This is a genomic window from Thalassospira povalilytica (assembly GCF_002844235.1).
Lineage (GTDB): Bacteria > Pseudomonadota > Alphaproteobacteria > Rhodospirillales > Thalassospiraceae > Thalassospira > Thalassospira povalilytica.
This window is the reverse complement of sequence record NZ_PGTS01000005.1, coordinates 280,266-304,533: the sequence shown is the minus strand read 5'-3', so window position 1 is coordinate 304,533 and position 24,268 is coordinate 280,266. Positions and strand designations below refer to the sequence as shown.

Genomic DNA, 24,268 nt, shown 5'->3' with positions numbered 1-24,268 from the left:
CAGGGTGGTTCCCGGCCTTAATAAGCAGGGAAGGTCGCCTTCATTGCCGCTTCTTCCGCCCGAATACGACGCCACAGGATGGCGGCGTAAACCGGCAAACCGACAATGAGTGTTCCCCATGCCTGAAGGGCCAGGCCAAAGCCGATCAGCTCAGGGGCGATATTCAGGAAGTAATTGGGATGCTTGCAGATTTTATAAAGGATGCTGGTGCGGATCTCGTGATTGGGCGAGATGAAAAGCTTGACCGTCCAAAGGTCACGCAGCGTGGCAATCACGCCTGCAAGCATGATGATCGAAACCGTCCAGATTGCGATACCGGCATAGGTCATGGTGCTGATCGGGGCTGCTCTGAATTCGCTTTCGATCATGCAGGCAACATAAAATCCAACATGCGCGATGGTCAGAATACGTGTGGTGGCAACATCATATTCGGTGGCACCGGCCGCGCGCAAACGCGCTTCGTTTCGTTTGGAAATGGCCAAGGAAACCAAGCGGGCAATGATGGCAATGGCAACAAAGCCATACAGAAAATCAGTCATGAAAAGAATGCTCGTGCGTTTGTTTTTGATAAGCCGCGGCAATCACGCCCGGTATGTGCGGGCGCAAAGTGCCCGATGGGGACTGACTTGTCCAGAAGCTGGTTGCATGGATTGATGTTTTGTATCGCAAAAGTTTCAGTTGTGCCTTTTGCTTCTGCTGGATCGGGGTGTAAGTAATGTTCACCGGCTTCTTCTATAAGCTCAAGGATGTCCGTATCCCGGTTTCACTGCGCGAATATCTGACGCTGCTTGAGGCGGTGGAAAAGGGACTGGCGGGCTATTCGGTCGAGGATTTCTATTATCTGGCGCGCGCGGCCCTGGTGAAGGACGAACGCCATCTTGATAAGTTTGACCGGGTGTTTTCCGAACATTTCAAAGGCATTGCCGATCTGGCCGCGGGCATGGACGAAGTTGCCCAAACTGATATCCCCGAAGAATGGCTGCGCAAACTGGCCGAAAAATTCCTGACCGACGAGGAAAAGGCCGAAATCGAAGCCCTTGGCGGTTGGGAAAAACTGATGGAGACGCTTAAACAGCGTCTTGAAGAACAAAAGGGCCGCCATCAGGGCGGCAATAAATGGATCGGCACGGCCGGAACATCGCCGTTTGGTGCCTTTGGCTATAACCCCGAAGGGGTGCGGATCGGACAGGACAAATCCCGGCATCGGCGCGCGGTCAAGGTCTGGGACAAGCGCGAATTCAGGAACCTTGATGACAGTGTCGAAATCGGTACGCGCAATATCAAGGTCGCCCTGCGGCGTTTGCGTAAATGGGCGCGGACCGGGGCGGCAGACGAGCTTGATCTGCCCGGTACGATCACATCAACCGCACGTCAGGGATGGCTTGATGTGCAAATGCGCCCGGAACGCCATAACGCGGTCAAGGTGCTGATGTTGTTTGATGTCGGCGGATCAATGGATGATCATATCAAGGTCTGCGAAGAACTGTTTTCTGCGGTCAAAACCGAGTTCAAGCATCTTGAATATTATTACTTCCACAACTGCCCCTATGAGGGGCTTTGGAAAGACAATGCACGGCGCTGGAACGAGCAGGTTTCGACATGGGATGTGATCAATACCTATGGCGCGGATTACAAGCTGGTGATTGTCGGGGATGCAACCATGAGCCCCTATGAAATCACTTATCCCGGCGGGGCGGTGGAACACTGGAACGAGGAAGCCGGTGCGGTCTGGATGCAAAGATTGCTTGAACATTTCACCCATGCGGCCTGGATCAACCCGCAACCGGAAAACTGGTGGCGTCATCATCAGTCGATCCAGATCATGCATAAACTGATGGAAGGCCGGATGTTTCCGCTGACGCTTGATGGATTGGATCGCATGACCGGGGAACTTAACCGCTAGGCCCGCGTTACCCGGATAGAGTAACAGTTTCATGAAGATTGTCTCGGGATGCCCGACAGGGATTTCTGAGCCGTGAAACCGCGCCTATAGTCCAGAATCCCCGAAAAAGGGGCCGTGATAAAAAGGAAATCTGGGATGCCGGTGAAAAATTTGATCAAGTCGAGTGTTCTGGCCGTCGGGCTGTTGATGGCTGGTTCTGTCAGCCTGGCCCAGGCGCAGGATATTCAGGCCGAGCAGGTCGTGATCGCCCATCGCGGGGCATCGGGATATTTGCCCGAACATACACTTCCGGCCAAGGCGCTGGCCTATGGCATGGGGGCTGATTACATCGAACAGGATGTGGTGCTGTCCAAGGACGGGGTCCCTGTGGTTCTGCATGATATTCATCTTGATACAACCACCGACGTTGCCCGCAAATTCCCCGATCGCAAACGGGATGACGGGCGCTATTACGTGATTGATTTCACCCTGGCGGAGCTCAAATCCCTGACGGTGACCGAACGGTTCAAGGCCGATAGTGGCAAGCAGGTCTATGAAAACCGCTTCCCCGGTGATTTCGCCATGTTTGAAATCCCGACCCTTGAAGAAGAAATCAAACTTATCCAGGGTCTTAATCATTCGACCGGCCGCGATGTCGGCATTTATCCGGAAATCAAGGACCCGGCATTCCATCGTGGCGAAGGTCAGGATATTGCCAAAACCGTGATCTCGGTTCTTGAAAAATGGGGCTATAACAACCCGAATTCGAATTCGTTTGTGCAATGCTTTGACTGGGCCGAGACCCAGCGCATTCGCAACGAACTGCATTACCAGGGCAAGCTGGTGCAGCTTCTGGGCGAGAACCGCTGGGGCGCACCGGCGGGAACCGATTATGACTATCTGAAATCGGGCGAAGGCATTGTTGAAATGGCCAAGGTGGTCGACGGTATCGGTCCGTGGTTGCCACAGGTGATTTCAGGCCTTGGTGAAAATGGCAAGGCCACCATGACCCCGACCTTGATTGCCGCCCAGCGCGCGCAACTGCTTGTTCATCCCTATACCCTGCGTGCCGATCAGCTGCCCAAATGGGCCGGGGATATGAACATTGCCCTGACGGCGATTTTTGACGATGCCGGGATCAATGGCATTTTCACCGATTTCCCTGATCAGGTTGTCCAGTTCCTGGCGCGCAATCCGGCATCCTGACCGGTCGGAGCGCCGGTTCGCTCGATATTTTCGATTTTCGAAGCAGTCTGTTTCCAATCTGAGCGTTATCAGACAGGCACAGGCAAGTCATCATTGCTGTTCATGAAATTCAACCAAGGAGGCAGAAATGGCAAAGGTACTGGTTCTTTATTATTCGATGTATGGTCACATCGAAACCATGGCAAATGCCGTGGCAGAAGGCGCACGTGGCGTTGCCGGAACGCAGGTCGATGTCAAACGCGTCCCTGAAATCATGCCCGAAGATGCGGCCAAGGCCGCCGGCGCGAAACTTGATCAGGTGGCACCGGTCGCATCCGTTTCCGATCTTCCGGAATATGATGCCATCATCTTTGGCGTGCCGACCCGCTTTGGCAATATGTCCGCCCAGATGCGCAATTTCCTTGATCAGACCGGTGGTCTTTGGGCCAAGGGTGCATTGATCGGCAAAATCGGTTCGGTGTTTGCATCGACCGGCACCCAGCATGGCGGTCAGGAAACCACCATCACCTCGACCCATACGACGCTTTTGCATCATGGCATGGTGATTGTCGGTGTGCCCTATAGCTGTTCGGGGCTGACCAATATGGACGAAATTACCGGTGGTTCGCCCTATGGTGCAACAACGCTTGCCGGGGCGGACGGATCGCGTCAGCCGTCTGAAAACGAACTTGATATTGCCAAGTTCCAGGGCAAACACGTTGCCGAACTCGCTGCCAAACTGGCGGGCTGATTTTCAGGCTTTATCACGATCAAATGGCAGTGCCGGTTTCCGGTGCTGCCATTTTTTTGTTGCCGCCTGGTAAACAATCAGATGCCTGATTACGTCTTGTTTGGCGACAGTTTTGTGCGACAGTGATGGATATGAAATTCACCCGGTGGCTGCACCGGCACGCACAGGAGATTTGACATGTCTGACACAGTGGCAAATGCACGCGCCGTCAAACGGGTTTTGCGCGCCATGGATACATCCGATGGTGCGGGGGTGTCGCTGAAACGGTCAATCGGAACGCCGCAGCTTGATATGCTTGATCCGTTTCTGATGCTTGATTCCCTGTCGACCGACAATCCCGATGAATATATTGCGGGCTTTCCCGAACATCCCCATCGCGGCTTTGAAACCGTGACCTACATGGTCGAAGGGGCCATGCGTCACAAGGACAGCATGGGCAATGAAGGCATCCTGCGGTCGGGCGGCGGACAATGGATGACAGCCGGCAGCGGCATCGTCCATTCCGAGACCCCCGAACAGGAAAATGGTCTTTTGCAGGGTTTCCAGCTTTGGATCAACCTGCCGGCCAAGGACAAGATGATTGATCCGCGCTATCAGAATATGGAACCCGATGAATTACCGGAAATCGAACCGGTGGCGGGTGCGCAATTGCGCTTGCTTGCGGGATCGATGCATGGGGCAACCGGGCCGATCAACGGCATTTCGACCGATCCGGTCTTTGTCGATGCCAAACTTGATGCCGGGGCCGAAGTCACGGTGCCGCTACCCAAAGGGCACACTGCGGTGGTTTATGTCTTTATCGGCGATGCGGTGGTTGGCGGCAAGGATGTGCCGACCCATCATCTGGCCATTCTTGACGATGGTGATGGCGTGACCCTTAAGGGCGGCTCGGACGGCGGGCGCATGCTGGTGATTGCAGCCCGTCCGATCAATGAACAGGTGGTCCGCTATGGCCCGTTCGTCATGAGCAGCAAACAGGAACTGATGCAGGCCTTTGACGATTATCAGCGCGGCACTTTCGTGCGCAAGGCGGCATCGTGATGATGCGGTGATCGAAAAAATTTCCCGATGAATTCAACGCAAAACGCCCTGATTTTCGTGATCAGGGCGTTTTGCATGCGGCTAAAGGATAGCATCGGGTGCGGGGCTGTTGCCTTGAAACCGTGCCTCTGCTGTCTAACCTGTAAAAGGAACGCAACAAAAGGATAGCGATCCGCATGAACAGGTCGCACTGGCGCGCATTGAAATGGGTTTTGATCCTTTGGGGGAGCATCCTTGCCGTCTCCGCCCAGGCCAGGGAGTTGCGCTTTGTCACCGGCGATGCCTTTCCCCCCTTTACCGACCGCGATATTGCCGGTGGCGGCATTGTTACCGAGATCGTGCGCACGGTGTTCGAACGCGCCGGGTATGAAACCGTCACCATCATCTGGCGTTCATGGCTTAAGGGATATGAATTGACGGTCGAGGGAAATGTCGATGGCACATTCCCCTATGCCTTTACCCGTACCCGCGCCAAATCGGTGCTGTTTTCCGACCCGATCACAAGCCTTAAGGCCTATGGCTGGTATTCGCGCAACGGGGTACGTTTTGATGACAAGGTCGATCTTCTGGGCAAAAGCCTGTGCCTGCCGCTGGGCTATGCCGAACTTGGCTATGCCGGGCGGCTTTTTGGCAATGGACAGGCAAAACGCGTGTCGCCACCCGATATGAAAACATGTTTCAAACTGCTCGATGCCGGGCGTGTTGACAGCGTCATCAGCCCGATCCCCGAAGCCCTGGGCGCAATCCAGGCCGCCGGACTGCCCTTTGACGATTTCGGCCATATCGAAGAAGGCCTGTCGGACATGCCACTTCACTTCATTGTTGGCAAAAACAATGCAGATGCGGCAAAAATCATCGCCGAATTCAATGTTGGCTTGTTGCAACTACGTCAAAGCGGCGAACTGGACAGCATCCTGGCCACGGCGGAATATTGACGGGCAGGACAGTCGAAACTGCGCCGGATCCGGTTTGCATCCAGTTTAAGGCACCGGCCGATTTCACATCTCTGTTGTCTTGACTTCAGCAACCTGATCTTCAATCACCCAACCCGTTTCCGTACGGCACGCCGATTTGACCTGTTGGCTGGTACGTTTGCGGGCGGTCAATTCTTGACGATACGTTCTGCACCAGATGCCTTTGTCGGTTTGAACGGTTTTGATGGGGGTGACCACAATCTCGATTGATCCGGCATGCGTTTTTTCTGCGTCGCCCGAGTTATTGTTCTCAAGTGCGGTTTGAACTGTTTTGGCCAACTGTTCTTGTGCGTTTTTCGCTATTTTTGTTGGTGCGGGGCCATAGGTCAGAAGTTCCTCGCTATGATCGGTTCCCGAGTTCCAGGAACGATCACGTTTGACATAAAAGCCGATCTCGGGCGCGTACCACCATTTGGTGGTTTGCATCCACCACTGCTTATAATAGCGCGAACATTCGATGACATAGGTGTCAAAGGTGCCGGCAGGGACTTCGATCCGTTCGGTTGCGGGCACCTTGCAGGTCAGCCACTGGTCATAGCTGTTGACCTTGCCGGTGTCAGGATCGATGTTTTCGGACTTGGTCGAAATCCGAACCATCTTGTCATATTCAAGTGGCCACAGGGATTGCGAGCCCTCCTTGATGGTTGTGGTGCCCGACCGTTTGCGGTCTTCCTTGTCGGTATAGGACCATTCCAGATTGGGGCCGGTGAAATCGGCACTGGTTTCAAAGCGATAGTCGCCACCACCATTCCAGACAAAGTTATCGCCGCTTATTTTTTCGACATAGATGGCACGACCACTGTCAAAGACAAAGGCATCACCAATTCCGAAATCGGGGAGGGTGGCGGGCGCCAGTTCGGGACCGGTATTTACCGTCTTCTCGGCATATTGCCCCATGCCGTCATTCAGTTCATTCAGCTTGGCACCAAAATCATCAAGGGTCTGACAGGCCCCCAATGATGAAAGCGCCAAAACGCATGAAAGCGCCCCGAAGTGACGCGAAAGTGTCGGCATCTTCATAGTCCTGATCCTGCTTATTCTTTTTGGTCGATATTTGCGTCGTGTTTTTTTGTTGTGTCGTTGAGCATGACAGACAAGGACGAAGCCCGGCCTTCGTCCCAACCGGGCAATTACAATTTATGATCTGGTGCGGGCGGTTCCAGATCAGGCAAATCAACGCCCGGGATCAGGCGATAAACCGTTTCCCATTGACCTTCGCCGGTACGACATGCCCGCCCGTAGAACGCTGTTTCACTGCCCGTTATCTGGTCAGTAGCGAAGCTGACCTGGTATTCGCGGCAGAAACGGCCTCCTTGTCTGAAGGTTCGAAGGGGCTCGATCAACGTTTCGGAACCGCCTTTCTGGTCGCTATCCAGCGCTACATGGCGAATTTCACCGCTGAGTGTCTTTTCCAAAGTCAGGCTGATTTCCTGATCAAGAACCGGATTGCCGATCGGGGAAAAGGCCGTCATTTGTGCCGCGTTTTGTGATCCGCTTGCCTGCGGGTCATTGACAAGATTTTCGTTAAACCAGTTACCACCAACGAATGCGATCAGGACGGCGGCGGCCGCACCGATACCGGTCCAGATTGCATTATTGTTGTTCGCGGCACGTGGTCCCGTATGCACATTGCCTGCGTCATGCATGGTGCCACGTTTTTCAACCGGCTTCTGATCAAGGATATCCTGGATGCTTTTGCTCAGCTCCGGATAGACGTGATCATCAAGAAGTCGATTGGACTGGTTGCGCAGAACAACTGCCTGTCCGGCCATGATATTGAACTGGCGGCTCAGCTCCGGGCAATTGGCGATCCGGTCTTCAAGCTTGCGGCACTCGGCCGGTGCAAGTTCGCCGTCGATATAGGCTGACAACAGAATGTAGTCCTGTTCCATAAGTTCAGTGGTCATGGCGAACCTCTTTGGATGCCGTCATTATTTGTCAAATTGCTATCATCGTCATGCAGGGCGGCCAGTGTCTTGCGGGCCCGTGCAACGCGGCTCATCACGGTTCCATCGGGCACGCCCAGAATGTCAGCAGCTTCGCGATAGCTGTATCCTTCAATCAAAACCAGTGTCATGGCCGCACGCTGATCTTCGACCAGTGATGCCATGGCAGATTGCAAAAAGATCCGGTCGGTTCCGCCATGTTTTTGCATGGGCATGACGGTGTCACGGGCATCTTCAAATGAAACAACATTGCCGCGTCTTTGGTCGCGACGTTTCTCATCGATCCAGCTTGTCTGGATGATGCGATACAGCCAACTGTCAAGCCGGGTGCCAGGCTCAAACTGATCAATACGTTCGACGGCCTTGATATAAGCAGTTTGCACCAGATCCTCTGCTGCCACCGTATCGCGAGTCAGAGACCTTGCAAATCGCATGGCACGCGGGAGTAGGCCGGTCAATTCTGAGCGAAGTGCAGTCTCCAAACCAAAAGTTCCATTTCCGAATTTGTGGTCCTGTTGTCTAGATAACGCCTGCATGTGGCTATTTCTTCCGTCACAGATGAAAAAAATATTTGGAAATTATTTGCCGGGGTGCGGAAGAAATTGTTCAGCCGGTGCGTTGTCCCTGCAAACAATGCGAAATCCCGGACAATGGACAGGAGCCTGAAGATGACGACCGAAATGAAAAAATCACTTCGCACCAAGATTGTGACGGCCGGAATCCTTGGTTTTGGCGCTTTTGCGTTGATTGCCGCGCCGGTCTCTTTTGATCTCTCGAAAATGGATCTGACCGATAACGCAGCCTTTGCGCAAGGTAATGGCAATGGCGGCGGCAACGGTAATGGCGGTGGAAACGGAAACGGTGGCGGCAATGGCAACGGTAATTCCGGTGGCAATGGCGGCGGCAACGGAAATGGTAATGGTGGCGGCAACGGCGGTGGCGCGAATGGCGACAGCGGTTCTGGCGGCCCTGATGGTCCGGGTAACAGCGGCAATGCTGGTGGCAATGGTAATGGCGGTGGTAACGGAAATGGCAATAGCGCGGATGGTCCGGGCAACAGTGCCGCTGCACGGTCCAATGCAAAGAGCCTGGGTCTTCAGTCCAATGGTTTAGGTCGTAGTGCTGCGACAACCGACGAAGGTGAAGAAGGCGAGGAAGCCGAGCTTAATGGAAAATCGATGCCACGTGGCATTACCAACGCACCGGGTCTTGCGGGTGCGCTTCCTCCCGGTATCCAGCGGGTCTTTGGCGCACCGGCTGGTCCTGACGTTGATCCTGATGTCGAACAGGAAATCATTACCCATGGCTGGAAAGAACTGACCCGTCCCGACGCTGGTGATGATGTCGATACGCCAGACGATGGCGAACCGAACACTGGTGATACGGGTGACACCGGCGATACTGGAGATACTGGCGATACCGGTGGCACGGGCGACACGGGCGATAGCGGTGACACCGGAGATACCGGCGAAACTGCCGCATAATAATCCCATTCAAGGCAGCTGATCCTGCTTTGACCGCCGCGGCCCGTATCGGGGTCGCAAAACTGGAAACCCCGTCAGGTCCCCCGGCCGACGGGGTCCTTTTTGTTCGGACCAAACAGACAGAACCGGATTGATCAGACCTCTACTGCTGCCGGACGTTCATCCAGTTTGTCGATGGACCAGTATAAGTTCAGCCATTTTCAGGTTGGGTTGATCTGCAATTGGGTAATGATTTTGTTGACAATAAATTGGTTGGAAACACCGCACCTAGTCCTTGGCGCGTTTTGCATCCGTATTGCTGTTGGTATCTGTGATCCAGGGGCGGCCATCGGAAAGCACGTCGACCTTGTCGGCATTGATGTTGTTGACCTTGTCAAACGAGCTGTTGGTGGCATTCCATTTTTTCAGCACATACGCGTTCCCATCCAACACCGTGACATAGATGCTGCCGTCCGACCCGGCGCCGATATCCTCGATCTTGGTGCTTTGGCCCAACGGGCGGTTTTCGAACCTGGTTCCGGTAAATTGCTGTACGATGTTGTTGGCATCGGCAATCCACAAATCACCAGCGCGGCCAACGGCAACCTTGCGGACATCATCATTGTTGAATTTGGTAAACGCGTTTGTTCCCGGTTTAAGGTGATAAAGCCTGTCGTCAATAACGACATACACCGTGCCATCCGACCCGATCGAAAGGTCTCTGATATTGCCTGATGTGACGGAATAGGTGCGCTGGACAGTGCCGTTCGATGACAGTCTGTAAATCGAACTCGAACTGTTTCCATTGGTCCAGATGCTGTCATCGCTTGCCACGTCGAACACGATCAGGTCCTGACTGAATGACAGGGAAACTTGCTCAAACTTTTTGGTCTTGGTGTTGAACTTCAATAACTGTTTCGCCCCTTGCGAAAGTGGCGAGCCAAATATGTAGAAACCGTCATTTTGTCCGACGGTCATTGCGTCAACCGTATTCAGGTTCGTGGTAAATGTTTCAAAGGTTATGTTTTTTGAAAATGTAAAAGCGTTGTCTGACGGGATATCGACAACGGCGGCTGTATTGCCGCTGCCGGTGGTATCCCCGGCGGTGGATGCGGCAATGCGACGGTCTGCCTGTTCGTCCCGGTCAAAGAATTTCGAGGCCAGAACATGGGTATCTTTGGTTACTACCCAGGGAAAGCCGTTCGGTCCGACCGCGGCACTTTCCGGAATATGGCCCGGTGTCAGAACAACTTCAAAATCTTCGCCATTCGCAGCCAGTCGCATCAGAAACTGGGTATCTGACACCACATAGACGCTGCCATCCGGACCGATCGAGATGCTTTTGGCCCGCTGCCGGATGATCTTGCATGGCGATGTATCGCATCTTTGTACCAGCCCGTCAGAACGGATGGTCCAAGGGGTTCCATCGGGGGCAACCGCAACCGAAATACCCTGGCCGGGAATGCGATCGAACCGGGTCATTGTGTCATTCAGTTTGGATAAATTGCCGCTGGCATCGGCGATCACCACCGATCCGTCCCCGCCAATCGCGATGTCTGATCCGGTCGCACCGGGAATTTGTTTCCAAAGATTTCCTGTATGGCGAAATACCCGGCCCAAGGTGGAAATGCCCCACGGGTTGCCATCGGCATCAACAGCGATGCGCACCAGCGTTCCCGGAAAATCTTCAAACCGGCGACGACTGTTGGACCAGCGATAAATGCTTCCGCCAGCATCAAGACCAAACACACTTCCGTCCCGTCCGATTGAAACGACCTTTGCGGTCTGCCGGGTATCGGTAAAGGTAATATCTTCACTGGTTGTGATGGTTGCAGGATCAAGCACCGGATCATTGCCGCCTGACGGGGCGACTGTTCTGCTGCTGGCCTGACTTGCCCCATTTCCAGTGGCATCGGCGGACACACCAGATGCGCTTACGATGCCAGGGACCGGAACAGGGGCACTTGACGGTGCCGCGACAGCCGGGGGCGGGGGCACGGCACCTGGTGGTGATATTAGTGTTGCGGCAACCCCGGATGCGACGGCTGCGGGGGCGTTTTCGACAGGGGCAACGGCCTGGGGCGCTCTGCTTTGCGGGGCGCGGCCTTTTTCGGTTTTGATCTTTTCGGGGGCGACCAGCAAGGTTGTCGCCATGATGGCACCGCCTTCGATAACGGCCCATGGGCCACCATCTGGGGCGGCGGCGGTGGCTTTTGCGCCATTGACCCCGGCGACAATACGCCAACTGCGTCGCGCTGGGTCCCATATCCTGATCTGGCCTTCGGCATCGACGATCACCACTGCATTGTTGCCGCCAATTGCGATGTCGGTTGCGCGGCCGGGCAGGGTGATCCAGTCCTTGCCGTCAAAGGAACGAACCCGCCCGTCCCGGGCAACTGCCCAGGGATTGCCGGTCATGTCGAGCGCAATGCGATACGCTGTTCCGTCAACCTGTCGCCATTCGCTGCGCAACGGGTTCCATTTTTTGAGCGCACCATCAACCTTGGCAATATAGACATTGCCAAGCGTATCGGCGGCAACATCCACAACGTCGGTATCCTTGTTTTCCCACCACAGCCCGTTATAGCGATAAACAACGCCGTCAGAACTGACAGCCCAGGGCCGGTTTCCTTCTGCGGCGGAAATCCGGACGAAATCCCCCGACATTTTACGCCAGCGCTGTTCCTCGGCATCCCAGCGCCATGGTGTGCCATCCGGGGCAACGACATAGGCCTGCCCGTCGCTGTTGATCGATATATCGACAGCTGTGCCCGGCAAACGGGTCCAGTTTTGGGATGCGGGGCTGTTTTGCGCATGCAGGTGCGATATCGGATGAATGGTCGCAAATGCGATACAAAGCAGAACAACACAGGACCGCATGATCAGCAGCGTCATTGGGTAACCTCGCATCACCGTTTTCGAAAACAAATGCTATTCACCAAGCAATCGGTTCTGCACCATCGCGATGTGTTTCTGGTTGCTGGCGTCATTTTGCCAGGAATGAACTTTGACGTCCCCGGACCGGAATTCTTCGAAGAATTCGCGGCCTTGCAGTTTTTCGATCACTTCGTTGAACGTTGCACGCGGGGTGAACCAGTCCTTGTGGCGATGCTGAAGACGTTCGATGTCGCGTTCAAGATCCGACATTTCCTCGATCGTGACATCGCGATCTGCCTGGGCCCGGCGGGTGTAATGGGGACGGCGCGGGGTCATCAGGATAAGGACCGACCGTTCGAACTGGCGTTCGACACGCTGTGAAAACAACAGATTAAGGATCGGCACATCCATCAATCCCGGGACACCGTCCGCAGATTTCGATGTTTCGCGTTCACTCAGTCCGCCCAGAACAAGGGTTTCACCGAATTTCATCGTGACGGTGGAATTGACATTGGTTTTGGTGGTGTCGAGACGAAATTCAAACACAACCGAGTTGGACGGGTCCGTCAGGAAGGTCCGTTCCGCGACCACATGCAACCGGATCATGTCATCGGGCAGAATTTCCGGCGTCACCGCCAGTTTGACGCCGACCTCCTTTTGCACCGAAACACTGTCACCATTCCCCCCCGAAACCGCAGCGGCCAGAATTTCCGTGCCAGAGAAAAATTCCGACGTTTGTCCGGCCTGGGCCACCAAACTCGGCTTTGCCAGAACCTGATTGTTGGCATCGGCGGAATTGGCGATATTCAGTGAATATGTGACGGCGGGAATGCTGATGGCCCGGGTGATTGTCTGGGTGCTTTGTTCAAGCCCGGTATCAAGATAATCCTTGGTTCTGGTTGATCCATAACCAAAACCGGCGGTCCCGGTCAGCGGATCCCCGAATTGCAGCTGCAAACCGTTCAGAAGGTTGATGCCGCGTGAATTGCGCACGTCTTCCTGTGTGCCGATCAGAACGACATCCACCACGACCATGCTGGAATCGGCAAAGCCCTGCTGCATCGGGTCGTTGGCGTTATATTGCCCGGGTTGTGGTGCGCTATAGGGATCAGATGACGATCCATAGGGATCCGCGCCATACGGGCTGCTTTGACCATATGGGTTGCTTGATCCGTAAGGATCGCTGCCATACGGGTCACTGCCATACGGATCATTCCCGTACTGGGCCATCAGAATTTTGGCGTCGCTGTCATAAAACGACTGCCAGCCCTGAATACGACGTTCAAGATAGGCAACGCTTTCCGGTCCCATGACTGCGTCGCGATAGGCCGAGACAAAGGCCGATGCCCCGGCACGATCATCCATTGCCGCCAGGGACAAGGCCGTCGCCTTGAGAATTTCGGGCTGTTGTCTTGCTTCCGGTGCGACTGCAAGCAATCGTTTCAGGGCAGCTTCCGAAGTTCTCGGGTCCCGGGCGTAATAGGATGCAGAGGCCAGGCTATAGAGAACGGACGGGTCGTCATCGCGATGAAGGGCGACCGCTGCGAAATATCTCTGTGCCAGGCCATAGCGCCGCTGATCCATATAGAGAAGGCCCAGCTGATATGTCGCCGAAAGATTTCCCGGATCAAATTTCAGCGCCTGCTTGTAACCCTGTTCTGCCAGATCAAACTTGCTGGCGTCACCCTGAACCCCCATCAAATGGTAAGTCAGTCCGTTCAGAAACTGCAAATCCGGGTTGGTGACATCAAGCTTCAGGGCCAGATTGATCAGCCGTGATGCTTCATCCATCTTTCGGGCTTCCAGTGCCTCGATACTTTGGCGTACCAAAACCTGAACGGCATCTTGCGAGGCAGCTGATTGTGTAAAGGATGATTGTTGCGTGCTGTCATGCGTCGATGACGCAGCCGTGCCGAACCCCACAGAGCGATCCGGTGTCAAACCCGCAGTTTGACACCCCGCGACCAGAATTGTTGATAAAATCAATGCGCCGCGAAGCGATGTCCCAAGCAACTGGCTTCGCTTGAATTCTTTCGTTAAGTCCCGCAACCGTCATTTCCCCACAAAAATCAGACGATGTGTGATCAAAACCGATGTGCCCCGATCAATTGTTCCGGATATCGCCGATGTCAGACGCACTGCCTTTCGGTGAAAGCAGGCAATCCGCACCGCATGATCCAAAAATGTAAAGTTGAAAACCGGCAAGAGTGCCAAAGCCGAGATCGCGTCGGCACTCTTGCCGGTGGTCGTCAGCGCAGCCGATAAATGTCGTTATTTTTGGTAACCCGCCATACCTGTCCACCACCGGCACCGATTGCCAGGGCATCCTTTTCCCGGGAAGTCGCAACCCAATTTCGTTTGGCGCCGTCAAAGACAAATGTGTTGCCATGCTTATCGATCGCTCTGGCCTGACCAGGGACGTCTATCGCGATGTCGATGCCCTGACCGGGTACTTTTTGCCATCTTTGATCGTTGCCATGGACCCAGATATCTCCCTGCTCGCCGATTGCCCAGGGCCGACCATCCTGATCAATGTCGATGCGCGAAGCCGTCCCGGGAATGTTTTTCCATCCATTTCCTTCGCGTTTATGGATTTTCCCTTTGAAATCGACGATCCACACGCCTTTGGCGCTGGCACCGATATCCTTGGCTTGCGGGCCTCGAACAATTTGCCAATCGGAACCGGACAGGGAGTAGATCTGACCGCGGAGATTGATAACCCAGGCCGTCGTATCTGAAACAGCAATCCGGTATCCGGCCCCTGGAAGTTTGGTCCATTTATTCGCCGCGCTCTCGCGTTTATATATCTGATAGCCGCTTCTGTTGGCTTTGGTCGGGCTAATCACATAGGCCGTGCCATCGGTGCCGATGGCAATGTCGGTAGCTTTGCCTGACACGCTTTCCCAACCATCGCTAGCATTTGCACCGGCGGTGGTTGTCGTCGTGATTGCATTAATCTGCGCCATCGGGATGACCGGGATATCGGGCGCGCCTACGATCACTTTTTCACCGTTAAGAACAACCCGTGACTCAGTCGTCGAGGTCTCGCTCGGCATCAGGCGTGCCCAAAGCGCTGTATTCGGCTTGATTGGCTCCTGGGTCATCATAGCCCAGTTGTTTGCAATTTCGATCCGGCCTTCTTCGGTCATTATCAATCGGCTCAAATTTACCGGACGTTGCGCAACAATCAGTGCATCGTTGACGATGGCGTCCTGTTTGTTTTGCTCCAGTGCGATGTCGGTTGCCATCGAGAAAATGACCGAAGAAACAGCCAGCGATGCAAGTGGGGCAGCAAGCGGCCCCATACCGGTGATGGGTGAGGCCGCAGCCTTGGCTAAGCTGCTTGCACCCTGAGATAGTATTTTGTTGGCGGAGTATATGACATGACTTACTTTATGGGCGATGTGAGCGACTGTGTTCGAGGCAAGAGACCCTCCATAGCCGCCAAGAAATGTCAGGGCCATAATGCCAGCAGGTGCCAGATGCATCGCGTCGGCCACCATCGTTTGGATCTTGGGTGGGGCAACGCCGGTATCATGTGTATTTGCCCTTGTGCTTCCGAATTGTGTCTTCCAGGCGGCTCGGCCGCGCTTCCAGCTTTCCCATACATCTCTCATTTCATTTGCAAGAAATTGGCGGGACTGTTGTACATACACCGCGAGATAGTTAAGCAGGTCGCGGTCAGCTTTGGTTTTTGCGCCATTTTTGATCGCATTGAAAATATGCTCGAAGACGACCGCCTTCAAAATCGGCGAGTTTTCAGGTGTCTTGTTAATCACTATCCAGGAATCGGTCGCAAATTCTTCGCCTTCGGCTTTGTTGAGCTTATTTTCCGATATGAATTTGGCGATCATGGCATCAATGCCGGTGCGGGCCTTGATAACCTGTGCTGCGATTTCCGGGGCGCCGGGTAAAGCGAATAAGCCATTTGGGGTTCGTTTGGCCGATACCCAACGCATGGTCGTGTATTCGCAAGCTTTGTCGGTCCTGACATCATAGACCGATCTTACCGCGTCTTCCGGGCACGTCCAGCAGGTGCCGCCGTCAATGAAGTCGAAATGTTCACCGGGTTTACATGTCAAAGCCGCTGTTTTTTCAGCAGGCATCAAGCTTTCGTTTCGGAAACAAGCATTGCCGGCAGTCACAGCAGCAGCTGTACGGCGAAAACCTTCGGGACAGGTATAGCAACTGCCATTGAGATCGGTAATCGTGCCGTCTGGACACACGCGACTAATAAATTCTGCACGACGGGCGGTTTGGCCAGCTTTGCCACAGGCATCCCATGCATCAACAGCCGACCAGGTGCGGCCAAAGCCAGCCGGGCACGACCAGCATTCGCCGCCATTGCGCGGGTCTCTGAACGAACCGGACGGGCAGGATCTGTGTGAGCCAACACGCGTGGCCGGTTTGTATTGGGCTGATACCTGCTTTGAACAGGCCATGGGCGTATCCACGGCAAAACCGGTCCGGTTATAGCCGGCCGGGCATGAGAAGCACGACCATGTCCCGATATCAAAGAATGATCCCCGCGGGCACTCGCCAACGGCCTTGCCGGTTTTGGTGGCGCTGCTGAAACTGCATGGTCCCAGAAGCTTGTTTGTGCGCAAATTCAGCGCGCCGCAAATGGGGTAACCCGGCTCTGTGAAGGCTGCTTGGGTTTGTTGCGCTGCTGCATTTGATGAACTTGCCAGAATGCTGGCGGCAAACACAGTTACAAGAAGCAATGCCCGCCACACTATGTGGCCAGACTTGAAACAGCTTTCCATGGATTCATCCTCAAGCAAACAACGCGCGCGATATCACTGTTGTCCCCTGACTGCGGTCAAAGCAGACAAGGTCACGGTGCAAATGCCATAAGGGCTGCCCTATGGTTTGCATTGGGGATGAGAAGGCGTTCCACGTCAGGTTTTCTGGTCTGACGGCGCCATCAGACTGCGACATCCCAGGGTTTTTCAAACCCCGGTCAACGCAGAAATGAGCGCCGTCAGACACGTCTTTGTTGATGCTTCAACTTCCGTCAAGCAAAGACACCCCAAGACCGGTCAAAGACCGATCAAACCTTTGAATGAACAAAAGATGCCTCAACCCCCGCACCGAGAATTGAACAGCATCATCGAGAATGGAATACGCAAATCAGCGCCGTCATACGTTTGATGCGCTTTGGGGATATGCCGGACGTTTTTTGGATATAGCGGAATGGTTCTAGACGTATTTGCGAATTGTCTCGGATGGAAGTTCGCCAAATTCCCGCTGATAATCCTTGGCAAATCGTCCCATATGCGAGAAGCCCCATTGTCTGGCGACTTCTGCGACGGTTTTTCCGTTCAGCTCCGTCTTGAGAATGGTCCTGACGCGTTTTAACCGAACGGTTCGCAAATAGGCAATCGGGGGCTTGCCATAGGCATCCATGAAGCCCTTTTGCAATCCTCGATACCCGCATCCGGCGGCTGCCGCGATGTCGGCAAGGCCGAGTTTTTTGTGTGCATGGGCATGGATATGGTCGCGCGCGCGTTTGACGTAATAGGGAACGATTTCTGTTACCGCGCGCCCGTTCATGACATCCTGATAGCTGTTGGGCAACAGGCTCAGGCACTGGGTGAACAGCATGTCTTTCATCTGGGTGGTTATGAACGGGTTTTGCACATCGCGTAACGGCCCATCAAGATTGTGGGCCACATAATCAACTGTGTGACGAAACACATTCCATCCCGGTGTCGCCGGATCAATGACCGGATTGAAACGCAATCCTTTCAAATCGACATCGTCGCCAACCAGCGAACGGGCATGGTTTTTCAGTTTGTTCTTGGAAAGGCGCAGGACCACTGCGCCAAAATCGTCTTCTGTGGCGCTGACCGGCACAGCCAGATCACGCATGAAGCCAGCATTGGCGGAAAATTCCAGATCTTCGCCGCAATGTTGTGCGACACCCGTACCACTGGTGACAAGATAGAGTAACAGGCCGTCATCATCTTCTTCGGAGGATTCGACACTTAGTCGTGCATTGCCAAATGTGACATGCATCAGATTGATGTCGTCACGTTCCACCGCGGCAACACGCGCATGAAAGTCCGCCTGCCGTCCCTTGACGTCAAGGTCGTGTCGCGCGGCAAGGTTCTTTATCGACTCACGAACCTCGTCAAGATCGCCCGAAGACAAAATCGTATGATTTTGCAGATAGGTCATCGTCGTCCCCCGACGTCCATACCCCAAAACAATTGTTCATCATGCCAATGACAGCGCATTCAAGGCTCGTGTTGCCCGTCGATGAACATATGCGGATGATAGTCTTTCGTAACGTAATAATCTATTGTTGATTGATTTTATGAATGACGCAATCGCTTCGTTCCGCCATTGCGGGCAAACGTACTTGCTGCAAGCGTGGCCGGAGTGGGGGCCGGGTCTGGGTCTGGGACTGAGGCTGAGGCTGAGGCTGAGGCGCGCAAGACGACAAGACAAAGAAAAAGCCCCTGCCGGTTTCCCGGCAGGGGCTTCTTTATTTTGGCAAACTGCCAGTCTGATCAGATGGATCAGGCCATTGCAGCTTTCAGACCTTCGTCCAGTTTGTCGAGGAACTGGGTGGTGGTCAGCCATTTCTGGTTCGGGCCGATCAGCAGGGCCAGATCCTTGGTCATGAAGCCGGCTTCGACGGTGTCTACGCAAACTTTTTCAAGGGTTTCGGCAAACTTGACGACTTCCGGGGTGCCATCGAATTCGCCACGGTACTTAAGACCCTGGGTCCAGGCAAAGATCGACGCAATCGGGTTGGTCGAGGTTTCTTTGCCCTGCTGGTGCTGACGGTAGTGACGGGTCACGGTGCCGTGTGCAGCTTCTGCTTCGACGGTCTGCCCATCCGGGGTCATCAGAACAGAGGTCATCAGGCCGAGCGAGCCAAAGCCCTGTGCGACGGTGTCGGACTGAACGTCGCCGTCATAGTTCTTACAAGCCCAAACGAAACCACCGTTCCATTTCATCGCACATGCAACCATGTCGTCGATCAGGCGGTGCTCGTAGGTGATGCCAGCAGCTTTGAACTTGTCGGCGAATTCTTCCTGGAAGACTTCTTCGAACAGGTCCTTGAAGCGGCCGTCATAGGCTTTCATGATGGTGTTCTTGGTCGACAGGTAAACCGGCCAACCGAGCGACAGACCATAGTTCATGCAAGCCCGTGCAAAGCCCTTGATGGAATCGTCAAGGTTATACATCGACATCGCAACGCCCGAAGACGGGAAGTCGAAGACTTCGTGTTCGATGGCTTCACCGCCGTCTGCCGGCTGGAACTTGATGGTCAGTTTACCTGCGCCCGGAACCTTGAAGTCGGTCGCACGGTACTGGTCACCGAATGCGTGACGGCCAATAACGATCGGCTGGGTCCAACCCGGAACCAGACGCGGAACGTTCGAGCAAATGATCGGCTGACGGAAAACGGTACCGCCGATGATGTTACGGATGGTGCCGTTCGGCGACTTCCACATCTTTTTCAGGCCGAATTCTTCGACGCGCTGCTCATCGGGGGTGATGGTTGCGCATTTGACGCCAACGCGGTGTTCCTTGATGGCATTTGCCGCATCAATGGTGATCTGGTCGTCGGTCTCGTCACGTTTCTGAACCGAAAGATCGTAGTATTTCAGGTCAACGTCGAGATACGGCAGAATCAGTTTGTTTTTAATGAAGTCCCAGATGATCCGGGTCATTTCATCGCCGTCAAGTTCGACGATCGGATTCTTAACTTGAATCTTGCTCATAGAATACTCCCTTGCTGGCCGCTGCCGACTTGCAGCGCGGCTGCCATTCAAGATGGTTAATCTTTGTCTTCCGGCGCGCGAGGGAGCGCCCTGGCCGCGTCGGGAGCCCGCAACATACAGGAAGCCACCAGAAAATCAAAGAGGGCGACGCAACATCATTACTTTCTTTGATGAAATCGCCGCTTTCTGCGCGCGGAAGCGCCGGTTTTGCGCGCTTTGAGCGTGTGAAAAAGGGTAAGTTTGTCCGTGATTTACGCGGTTCTTTTTCAAAAACCGGTTCGGGGGATTTGAAAATGTGTCGTGCAATCATTTTCACGCCCCCTGTGATCAGGATCAAGGAAGCCGTCCTTTAAACAGGTCTAAAGTGATGGCGTGACGGGAAACAGACCAAGACTCCGATATCGTCACATCAGAAAAAAGGGGATAGACATGATCATGACGACCGAAAACATCATCATTCTTGTCGTATGTGTGATCGGCTTTTGTCTGTTGGGGTTCGGCTTTAACAACCGCAATCAGAATTGGGGCGTTGCCCTGATGTGGGTTGGGGTTGTCACCATGCTGGGTCCGATTGCCTATCGCTTGCTGACCTTGTTCTGAGCCGGACAGCCCGCAAGGAACAATCAGCCAGGCACAATCAGAAAAAGGGCACACAACAGATGGCAAAACAGGGTCGGGGGGCCATGTTGCCGGATGTCTTGGCCCGAATGTCAAACCCGCAATTGGGGTTATTCCATTTTTTGGGGATCAAGCCCGTAACCGCGCAGGAACATGTCAACTGCGGCAATCACATGGGCATGCAAATCCTTGGCCTGCGGTTCCCAGCCGACATAGGTCATCTGCCGGAAATCGTAATCCGCCTTGAGCAGACTGGTAAAGAACACAGCCGCCTGTTTCGGATCGTTTTTCGGAAAATTGCCTTCTGCCATCTGGCGTTCGAAAAAGGATGTGATGATCCGCCGACCGGTCATCAGGCCGCTTTCATAAAACACCTTGCCCAGATGCGGGAAACGCGGAACTTCCGATAAAAACAGCCGCATATACCGGATGGTGTCGGGCGTGGTCAGAAGCGTCATCAATGTTTCGCCAAAATGGATCAATGCCTGGCGCAGGGGTAATTGCGACAGTTCCAGATCCGCCATGATCGATGTGACTCGCCCCGTGCAATCGCGAATGACCGCTTCAAACACACCGTCCTTGTTGCCAAACAGCTCATAGATCGTGCGACGTGACCCGCCGGCCTCGGCCGTGATCATTTCCAGTGTCGTCCCGGCAAGCCCATGTTCGCAAAACAATTCCCGCGCGGCCTCGATCATGGCTTCGCGGCGTTTGAGCGTTCTGGGATCGATCTTTTTGGCTTCAGACAAACGTTTGTTCCAATTCGGTACTTGACGGTTGGTACTGATTGGTACCATAAAGACACAAATGGTACTGATCAATACCAAAAGGATTTACCAAGACGATGAGTGTGAAGAAAATCATTCTGCCCCTGATCGCAGCGGCGATTATCGGTGGCGGTGGATATTACGGGTTCTATTGGGTGACCGAGGGTCAGTACTTCGAAGGTACCGACAATGCCTATTTGCAGGCCGATGAAGTCGCCATTTCCCCCAAGGTATCGGGCTATGTCGGTGAGTTGGCGGTTGCCGAAAACCAGCCGGTGCGCAAGGGCGACCTGTTGCTGACCATCAAGGACGAAGATTACCGGCTTGAAGTTGCACAGGCGACTGCAACGCTTGAAGCCCGCCAGTCTGCGGTGACGACCATGGATGAACAGATCGCCTTGCAGGAAGCCGCGATCTCGCAGGCCGAAGCCAATCTGCGCATTGCCCAGGTCGAACTCGACCGCACGACAGAAGATTACGAACGCTACAAGGATCTTGTGCAAAAGGGTGCGGCCAGCCGTCAGAAATTCGACTATGCCAAGGCTGATCGCCAAAAGGCACAGGCACAGGTTGCGGCTGCCAATGCGACCCTGTCGGTTGAAAAAGGCCGGCTTGGTGTGCTGCGCGCACAAAAGATCGAGGCCGAACGCGCGGTAACCCAGGCCAAGGCCGCCCGCGATGTCGCGATGCAGGCCCTTGAAGATACCAAAATCTATGCACCGTTTAACGGGGTTGTCGGCAACCGGTCGGTTCAGACCGGCGCGCTGGTGCAGCCGGGGGAACAGCTTCTGGTACTGGTGCCGCTGCCCGGTGTGTATGTGGTTGCCAATTTCAAGGAAACCCAGATCGAACACATGGCCCATGGCCAGAAGGTCAAGGTATCGGTTGATGCCTTCCCCAATGCCGATATCACCGGCACGGTCGAAAGCTTTGCCCCGGCAACCGGTGCGCAATTCAGCCTGCTGCCCCCGGAAAATGCCACGGGCAACTTCACCAAGATCACCCAGCGCGTGCCGATCCGTATTTCGCTTGATGACAGCAAATGGGCGGCTGCCCTGCGTCCGGGTCTTTCGGTGGTGGTCGATGTCGATACCCGCGATCCTGACGGGTCGCAGCATGTGGCGGGCAGCGGTCTTGCGCAGAATGTGCTTCCGGCAACGGAAGTATCGGAGCTTAACTGATGAGCAGCGCCACCAATACCGGTAACCCGACTGCCATGCCCCAGGCGGGCGATCATGCCGGTCATGTCGACCGGGCCAAGCTGATTGGCTGGGTGGCAATGGTTGTCGGTATGTTTCTGGCGATCCTTGATATCCAGATCGTGGCAAGTTCGCTTGAAAACATTCAGGCCGGCCTGTCGGCAAGCCCCGATGAAATCGGCTGGGTTCAGACAAGCTATCTGATTGCCGAAGTCGTGATGATCCCGCTTTCGGGGTTCTTGTCGCGGCTGATGTCGACGCGCTGGCTGTTTGTTATTTCGGCCATCGGGTTCACGGTGATGTCGGTGGCTTCGGCCTTTGCCTGGTCGATTGAAAGCATGATCTGGTTTCGCGCAGCCCAGGGGTTCCTTGGCGGGGCGATGATCCCGACCGTGTTTGCGACAACCTATATCATTTTCCCGCCCGAAAAGCGGAACACCGCATCGGTGATGATCGGGCTGATTGCCACCATGGCGCCGACCATCGGTCCGACCCTTGGCGGGTTTTTGACCCAGTCACTTTCATGGCACTGGCTGTTTCTGATCAATGTGTTGCCCGGCCTTGCGATTGCCGCTGTGGTGGCGATGACGTTGCGCGTTGACCGCGGGGACCGGTCGCTTCTCAAGGGGTTTGATCTTTGGGGGCTTCTGGCGATGGCGGTGTTTTTGGGCAGTCTGGAATATGTTCTGGATGAAGGCCCGAAAGATGACTGGTTTGATGAAACTGCGATCATTTATGGCACCATCGTTTGCGCGATTGCCGGCATCTATTTCTTCTGGCGGATGTTTACCTATGACAAGCCGATTGTTGATCTGAAATCCTTTGCCGATCGCAATTTTACCATGGGCTGCGTGTTCAGCTTTACACTCGGCGTCGGGCTTTATGGCAGTGTCTATATCATGCCGCTGATGTTAAGCCGTGTGCGCGGCTATGACAGTCTTGAAATCGGCATGATCATGGCGGTGACCGGGATTGCGCAGTTCCTGTCGGCACCGATCGCCGGGAAAATGACAGCCAAATATCCGCCACGGGTGGTTCTTGGCATCGGGCTTGGTCTGTTTGCCACCGGTCTTGCCATGCATGGTTTCAATAACAGCGAAGTGTCATTCAATGAATTGATCCTGCCGCAAATCGTGCGCGGGGCTGCTTTGATGTTCTGTATGTTGCCGGTGACCAATCTGGCCCTTGGGACCTTGCCGCCCGAAAAGATCAAAAATGCCAGCGGGCTTTATAACCTGATGCGCAATCTTGGCGGGGCTATCGGGATGGCGGCGATCAATACGTTGCTTGATAAGCGCATTGATTATCATTTCTCGTTACTGTCCGAACATATCAATCCGGCCAGCACCGCCTTCAAGGAATATCTGGCCACCATGATGGCGCGTTATTCGGAAATGGGCATCGCCGATCCCAAGGCCGCTGCAATGAAATTCATCGTCAATCTGGTGACCCGCGAAGCATCGATCATTTCATTCAACGATATCTATCTTGCGATGGCGGCCACCTTCTTTATTGCCTTTTTGCTGTTGCCTCTTGCCCGTCCGCCACGGGCAACTGCGGGTGGCGGTGGTGACGCACACTGATCACAAAGGATCCAAAAAAGCCGAAATCAGGCCGCACAAGCATTCCCCCGACCCCGCGAGCTTTTCCCGCTCGAGTGTGGCCTGGCCGGTCCCCGTCCCCCGGGGACCGGCATTTTTGTTCTGGAAATGGAAACACCCGGGTGGGGACCCGGGCGTTTCGACCTTTCGGGGGAGACTCCGAAAGGGACAAGATGCGATTGGCACGTAACGACCGGGGAAGTCGTTTGGTGCCACCCTGGG

Annotated in this window: 20 protein-coding genes; 10 read left to right on the top strand and 10 right to left on the bottom strand. The window is 54.5% G+C overall.

Features of this window, described 5'->3' with window-relative positions; all coding sequences use genetic code 11:
• Positions 1-17 precede the first annotated feature (17 nt).
• Complete coding sequence (locus tag CU041_RS15045) at positions 18-539, bottom strand: isoprenylcysteine carboxylmethyltransferase family protein (RefSeq protein WP_170310258.1); 522 nt, start codon at positions 537-539, stop codon at positions 18-20.
• 176 nt (positions 540-715) lie between these two features.
• On the opposite strand from CU041_RS15045, the gene CU041_RS15040 reads away from it, so the two are divergent.
• The 5 genes from CU041_RS15040 (at position 716) to CU041_RS15020 (ending at position 5,794) form a co-directional block, all read left to right on the top strand.
• Positions 716-1,903 carry a vWA domain-containing protein gene (locus CU041_RS15040; RefSeq protein WP_101247534.1) on the top strand — a complete coding sequence of 396 codons (1,188 nt, stop codon included), beginning with the start codon at positions 716-718 and terminating at the stop codon, positions 1,901-1,903.
• 135 nt (positions 1,904-2,038) lie between these two features.
• The gene (gene glpQ / locus CU041_RS15035; RefSeq protein WP_101247533.1) at positions 2,039-3,088 is read left to right on the top strand and encodes a glycerophosphodiester phosphodiesterase; all 1,050 of its coding nucleotides are present in this window, start codon (positions 2,039-2,041) and stop codon (positions 3,086-3,088) included.
• A 127-nt stretch (positions 3,089-3,215) separates the two neighbouring features.
• Positions 3,216-3,818 carry an NAD(P)H:quinone oxidoreductase gene (wrbA, locus tag CU041_RS15030; protein ID WP_068517507.1) on the top strand — a complete coding sequence of 201 codons (603 nt, stop codon included), beginning with the start codon at positions 3,216-3,218 and terminating at the stop codon, positions 3,816-3,818.
• 177 nt (positions 3,819-3,995) lie between these two features.
• Positions 3,996-4,859, top strand: a complete 864-nt coding sequence (locus CU041_RS15025) for a pirin family protein (protein ID WP_068517508.1) — start codon at positions 3,996-3,998, stop codon at positions 4,857-4,859.
• A gap of 176 nt (positions 4,860-5,035) precedes the next feature.
• Positions 5,036-5,794, top strand: coding sequence for a substrate-binding periplasmic protein (locus CU041_RS15020; protein WP_101247532.1), 759 nt, complete (start codon positions 5,036-5,038; stop codon positions 5,792-5,794).
• 63 nt (positions 5,795-5,857) lie between these two features.
• Here CU041_RS15020 and CU041_RS15015 read toward each other — a convergent pair whose 3' ends face one another.
• From CU041_RS15015 to CU041_RS15005, 3 genes are all read right to left on the bottom strand, one after another.
• Positions 5,858-6,853, bottom strand: a complete 996-nt coding sequence (locus tag CU041_RS15015; protein WP_101247531.1) for a TapB family protein — start codon at positions 6,851-6,853, stop codon at positions 5,858-5,860.
• 110 nt (positions 6,854-6,963) lie between these two features.
• Positions 6,964-7,740 carry a zf-HC2 domain-containing protein gene (locus CU041_RS15010; RefSeq protein ID WP_101247530.1) on the bottom strand — a complete coding sequence of 259 codons (777 nt, stop codon included), beginning with the start codon at positions 7,738-7,740 and terminating at the stop codon, positions 6,964-6,966.
• Positions 7,737-8,315 (bottom strand): sigma-70 family RNA polymerase sigma factor, encoded by a 579-nt coding sequence (locus CU041_RS15005; RefSeq protein ID WP_101247529.1) that lies wholly within the window; start codon positions 8,313-8,315, stop codon positions 7,737-7,739. Before CU041_RS15005 ends, CU041_RS15010 begins: the two co-directional genes overlap by 4 nt.
• Before the next feature lie 132 nt (positions 8,316-8,447).
• Here CU041_RS15005 and CU041_RS20825 point away from each other — a divergent pair, with 132 nt between their 5' ends.
• Positions 8,448-9,263: a hypothetical protein gene (locus tag CU041_RS20825; protein WP_101247528.1), complete on the top strand. Its 816-nt coding sequence runs from the start codon at positions 8,448-8,450 to the stop codon at positions 9,261-9,263.
• Between the two features lie 267 nt (positions 9,264-9,530).
• On the opposite strand, the gene CU041_RS14995 is transcribed toward CU041_RS20825, so the two are convergent.
• The 5 genes from CU041_RS14995 to CU041_RS14975 all read right to left on the bottom strand — a co-directional run bounded on the left by CU041_RS14995 (position 9,531) and on the right by CU041_RS14975 (position 19,861).
• Entirely contained in the window at positions 9,531-12,137 is a 2,607-nt protein-coding gene (locus CU041_RS14995) for a tectonin domain-containing protein (RefSeq protein WP_101247527.1), read from the bottom strand.
• 36 nt (positions 12,138-12,173) lie between these two features.
• Positions 12,174-13,910 (bottom strand): hypothetical protein, encoded by a 1,737-nt coding sequence (locus tag CU041_RS14990; protein WP_101247526.1) that lies wholly within the window; start codon positions 13,908-13,910, stop codon positions 12,174-12,176.
• A 458-nt stretch (positions 13,911-14,368) separates the two neighbouring features.
• A complete protein-coding gene (locus tag CU041_RS14985; RefSeq protein WP_170310257.1) occupies positions 14,369-16,885 on the bottom strand; it encodes a tectonin domain-containing protein in 2,517 nt (838 codons plus the stop codon).
• Between the two features lie 436 nt (positions 16,886-17,321).
• Complete coding sequence (locus CU041_RS14980; RefSeq protein WP_101247524.1) at positions 17,322-18,302, bottom strand: helix-turn-helix domain-containing protein; 981 nt, start codon at positions 18,300-18,302, stop codon at positions 17,322-17,324.
• Between the two features lie 344 nt (positions 18,303-18,646).
• On the bottom strand, positions 18,647-19,861 hold the full coding sequence (locus CU041_RS14975) for an NADP-dependent isocitrate dehydrogenase (RefSeq protein WP_101247523.1): 1,215 nt from the start codon (positions 19,859-19,861) through the stop codon (positions 18,647-18,649).
• A gap of 11 nt (positions 19,862-19,872) precedes the next feature.
• Here CU041_RS14975 and CU041_RS20670 point away from each other — a divergent pair, with 11 nt between their 5' ends.
• Both CU041_RS20670 and CU041_RS20665 read left to right on the top strand, forming a co-directional pair.
• The gene (locus CU041_RS20670; protein ID WP_170310256.1) at positions 19,873-20,214 is read left to right on the top strand and encodes a hypothetical protein; all 342 of its coding nucleotides are present in this window, start codon (positions 19,873-19,875) and stop codon (positions 20,212-20,214) included.
• Between the two features lie 76 nt (positions 20,215-20,290).
• Positions 20,291-20,461 carry a hypothetical protein gene (locus CU041_RS20665; RefSeq protein WP_170310255.1) on the top strand — a complete coding sequence of 57 codons (171 nt, stop codon included), beginning with the start codon at positions 20,291-20,293 and terminating at the stop codon, positions 20,459-20,461.
• A gap of 128 nt (positions 20,462-20,589) precedes the next feature.
• On the opposite strand, the gene CU041_RS14965 is transcribed toward CU041_RS20665, so the two are convergent.
• Complete coding sequence (locus CU041_RS14965; protein ID WP_068517641.1) at positions 20,590-21,228, bottom strand: TetR/AcrR family transcriptional regulator; 639 nt, start codon at positions 21,226-21,228, stop codon at positions 20,590-20,592.
• Between the two features lie 95 nt (positions 21,229-21,323).
• On the opposite strand from CU041_RS14965, the gene CU041_RS14960 reads away from it, so the two are divergent.
• Together CU041_RS14960 and CU041_RS14955 are read left to right on the top strand one after the other, a co-directional pair.
• The gene (locus CU041_RS14960) at positions 21,324-22,427 is read left to right on the top strand and encodes an HlyD family secretion protein (RefSeq protein ID WP_068517516.1); all 1,104 of its coding nucleotides are present in this window, start codon (positions 21,324-21,326) and stop codon (positions 22,425-22,427) included.
• Positions 22,427-24,028, top strand: a complete 1,602-nt coding sequence (locus CU041_RS14955) for a DHA2 family efflux MFS transporter permease subunit (protein WP_324789716.1) — start codon at positions 22,427-22,429, stop codon at positions 24,026-24,028. Before CU041_RS14960 ends, CU041_RS14955 begins: the two co-directional genes overlap by 1 nt.
• The last annotated feature ends 240 nt before the right edge of the window (positions 24,029-24,268 follow it).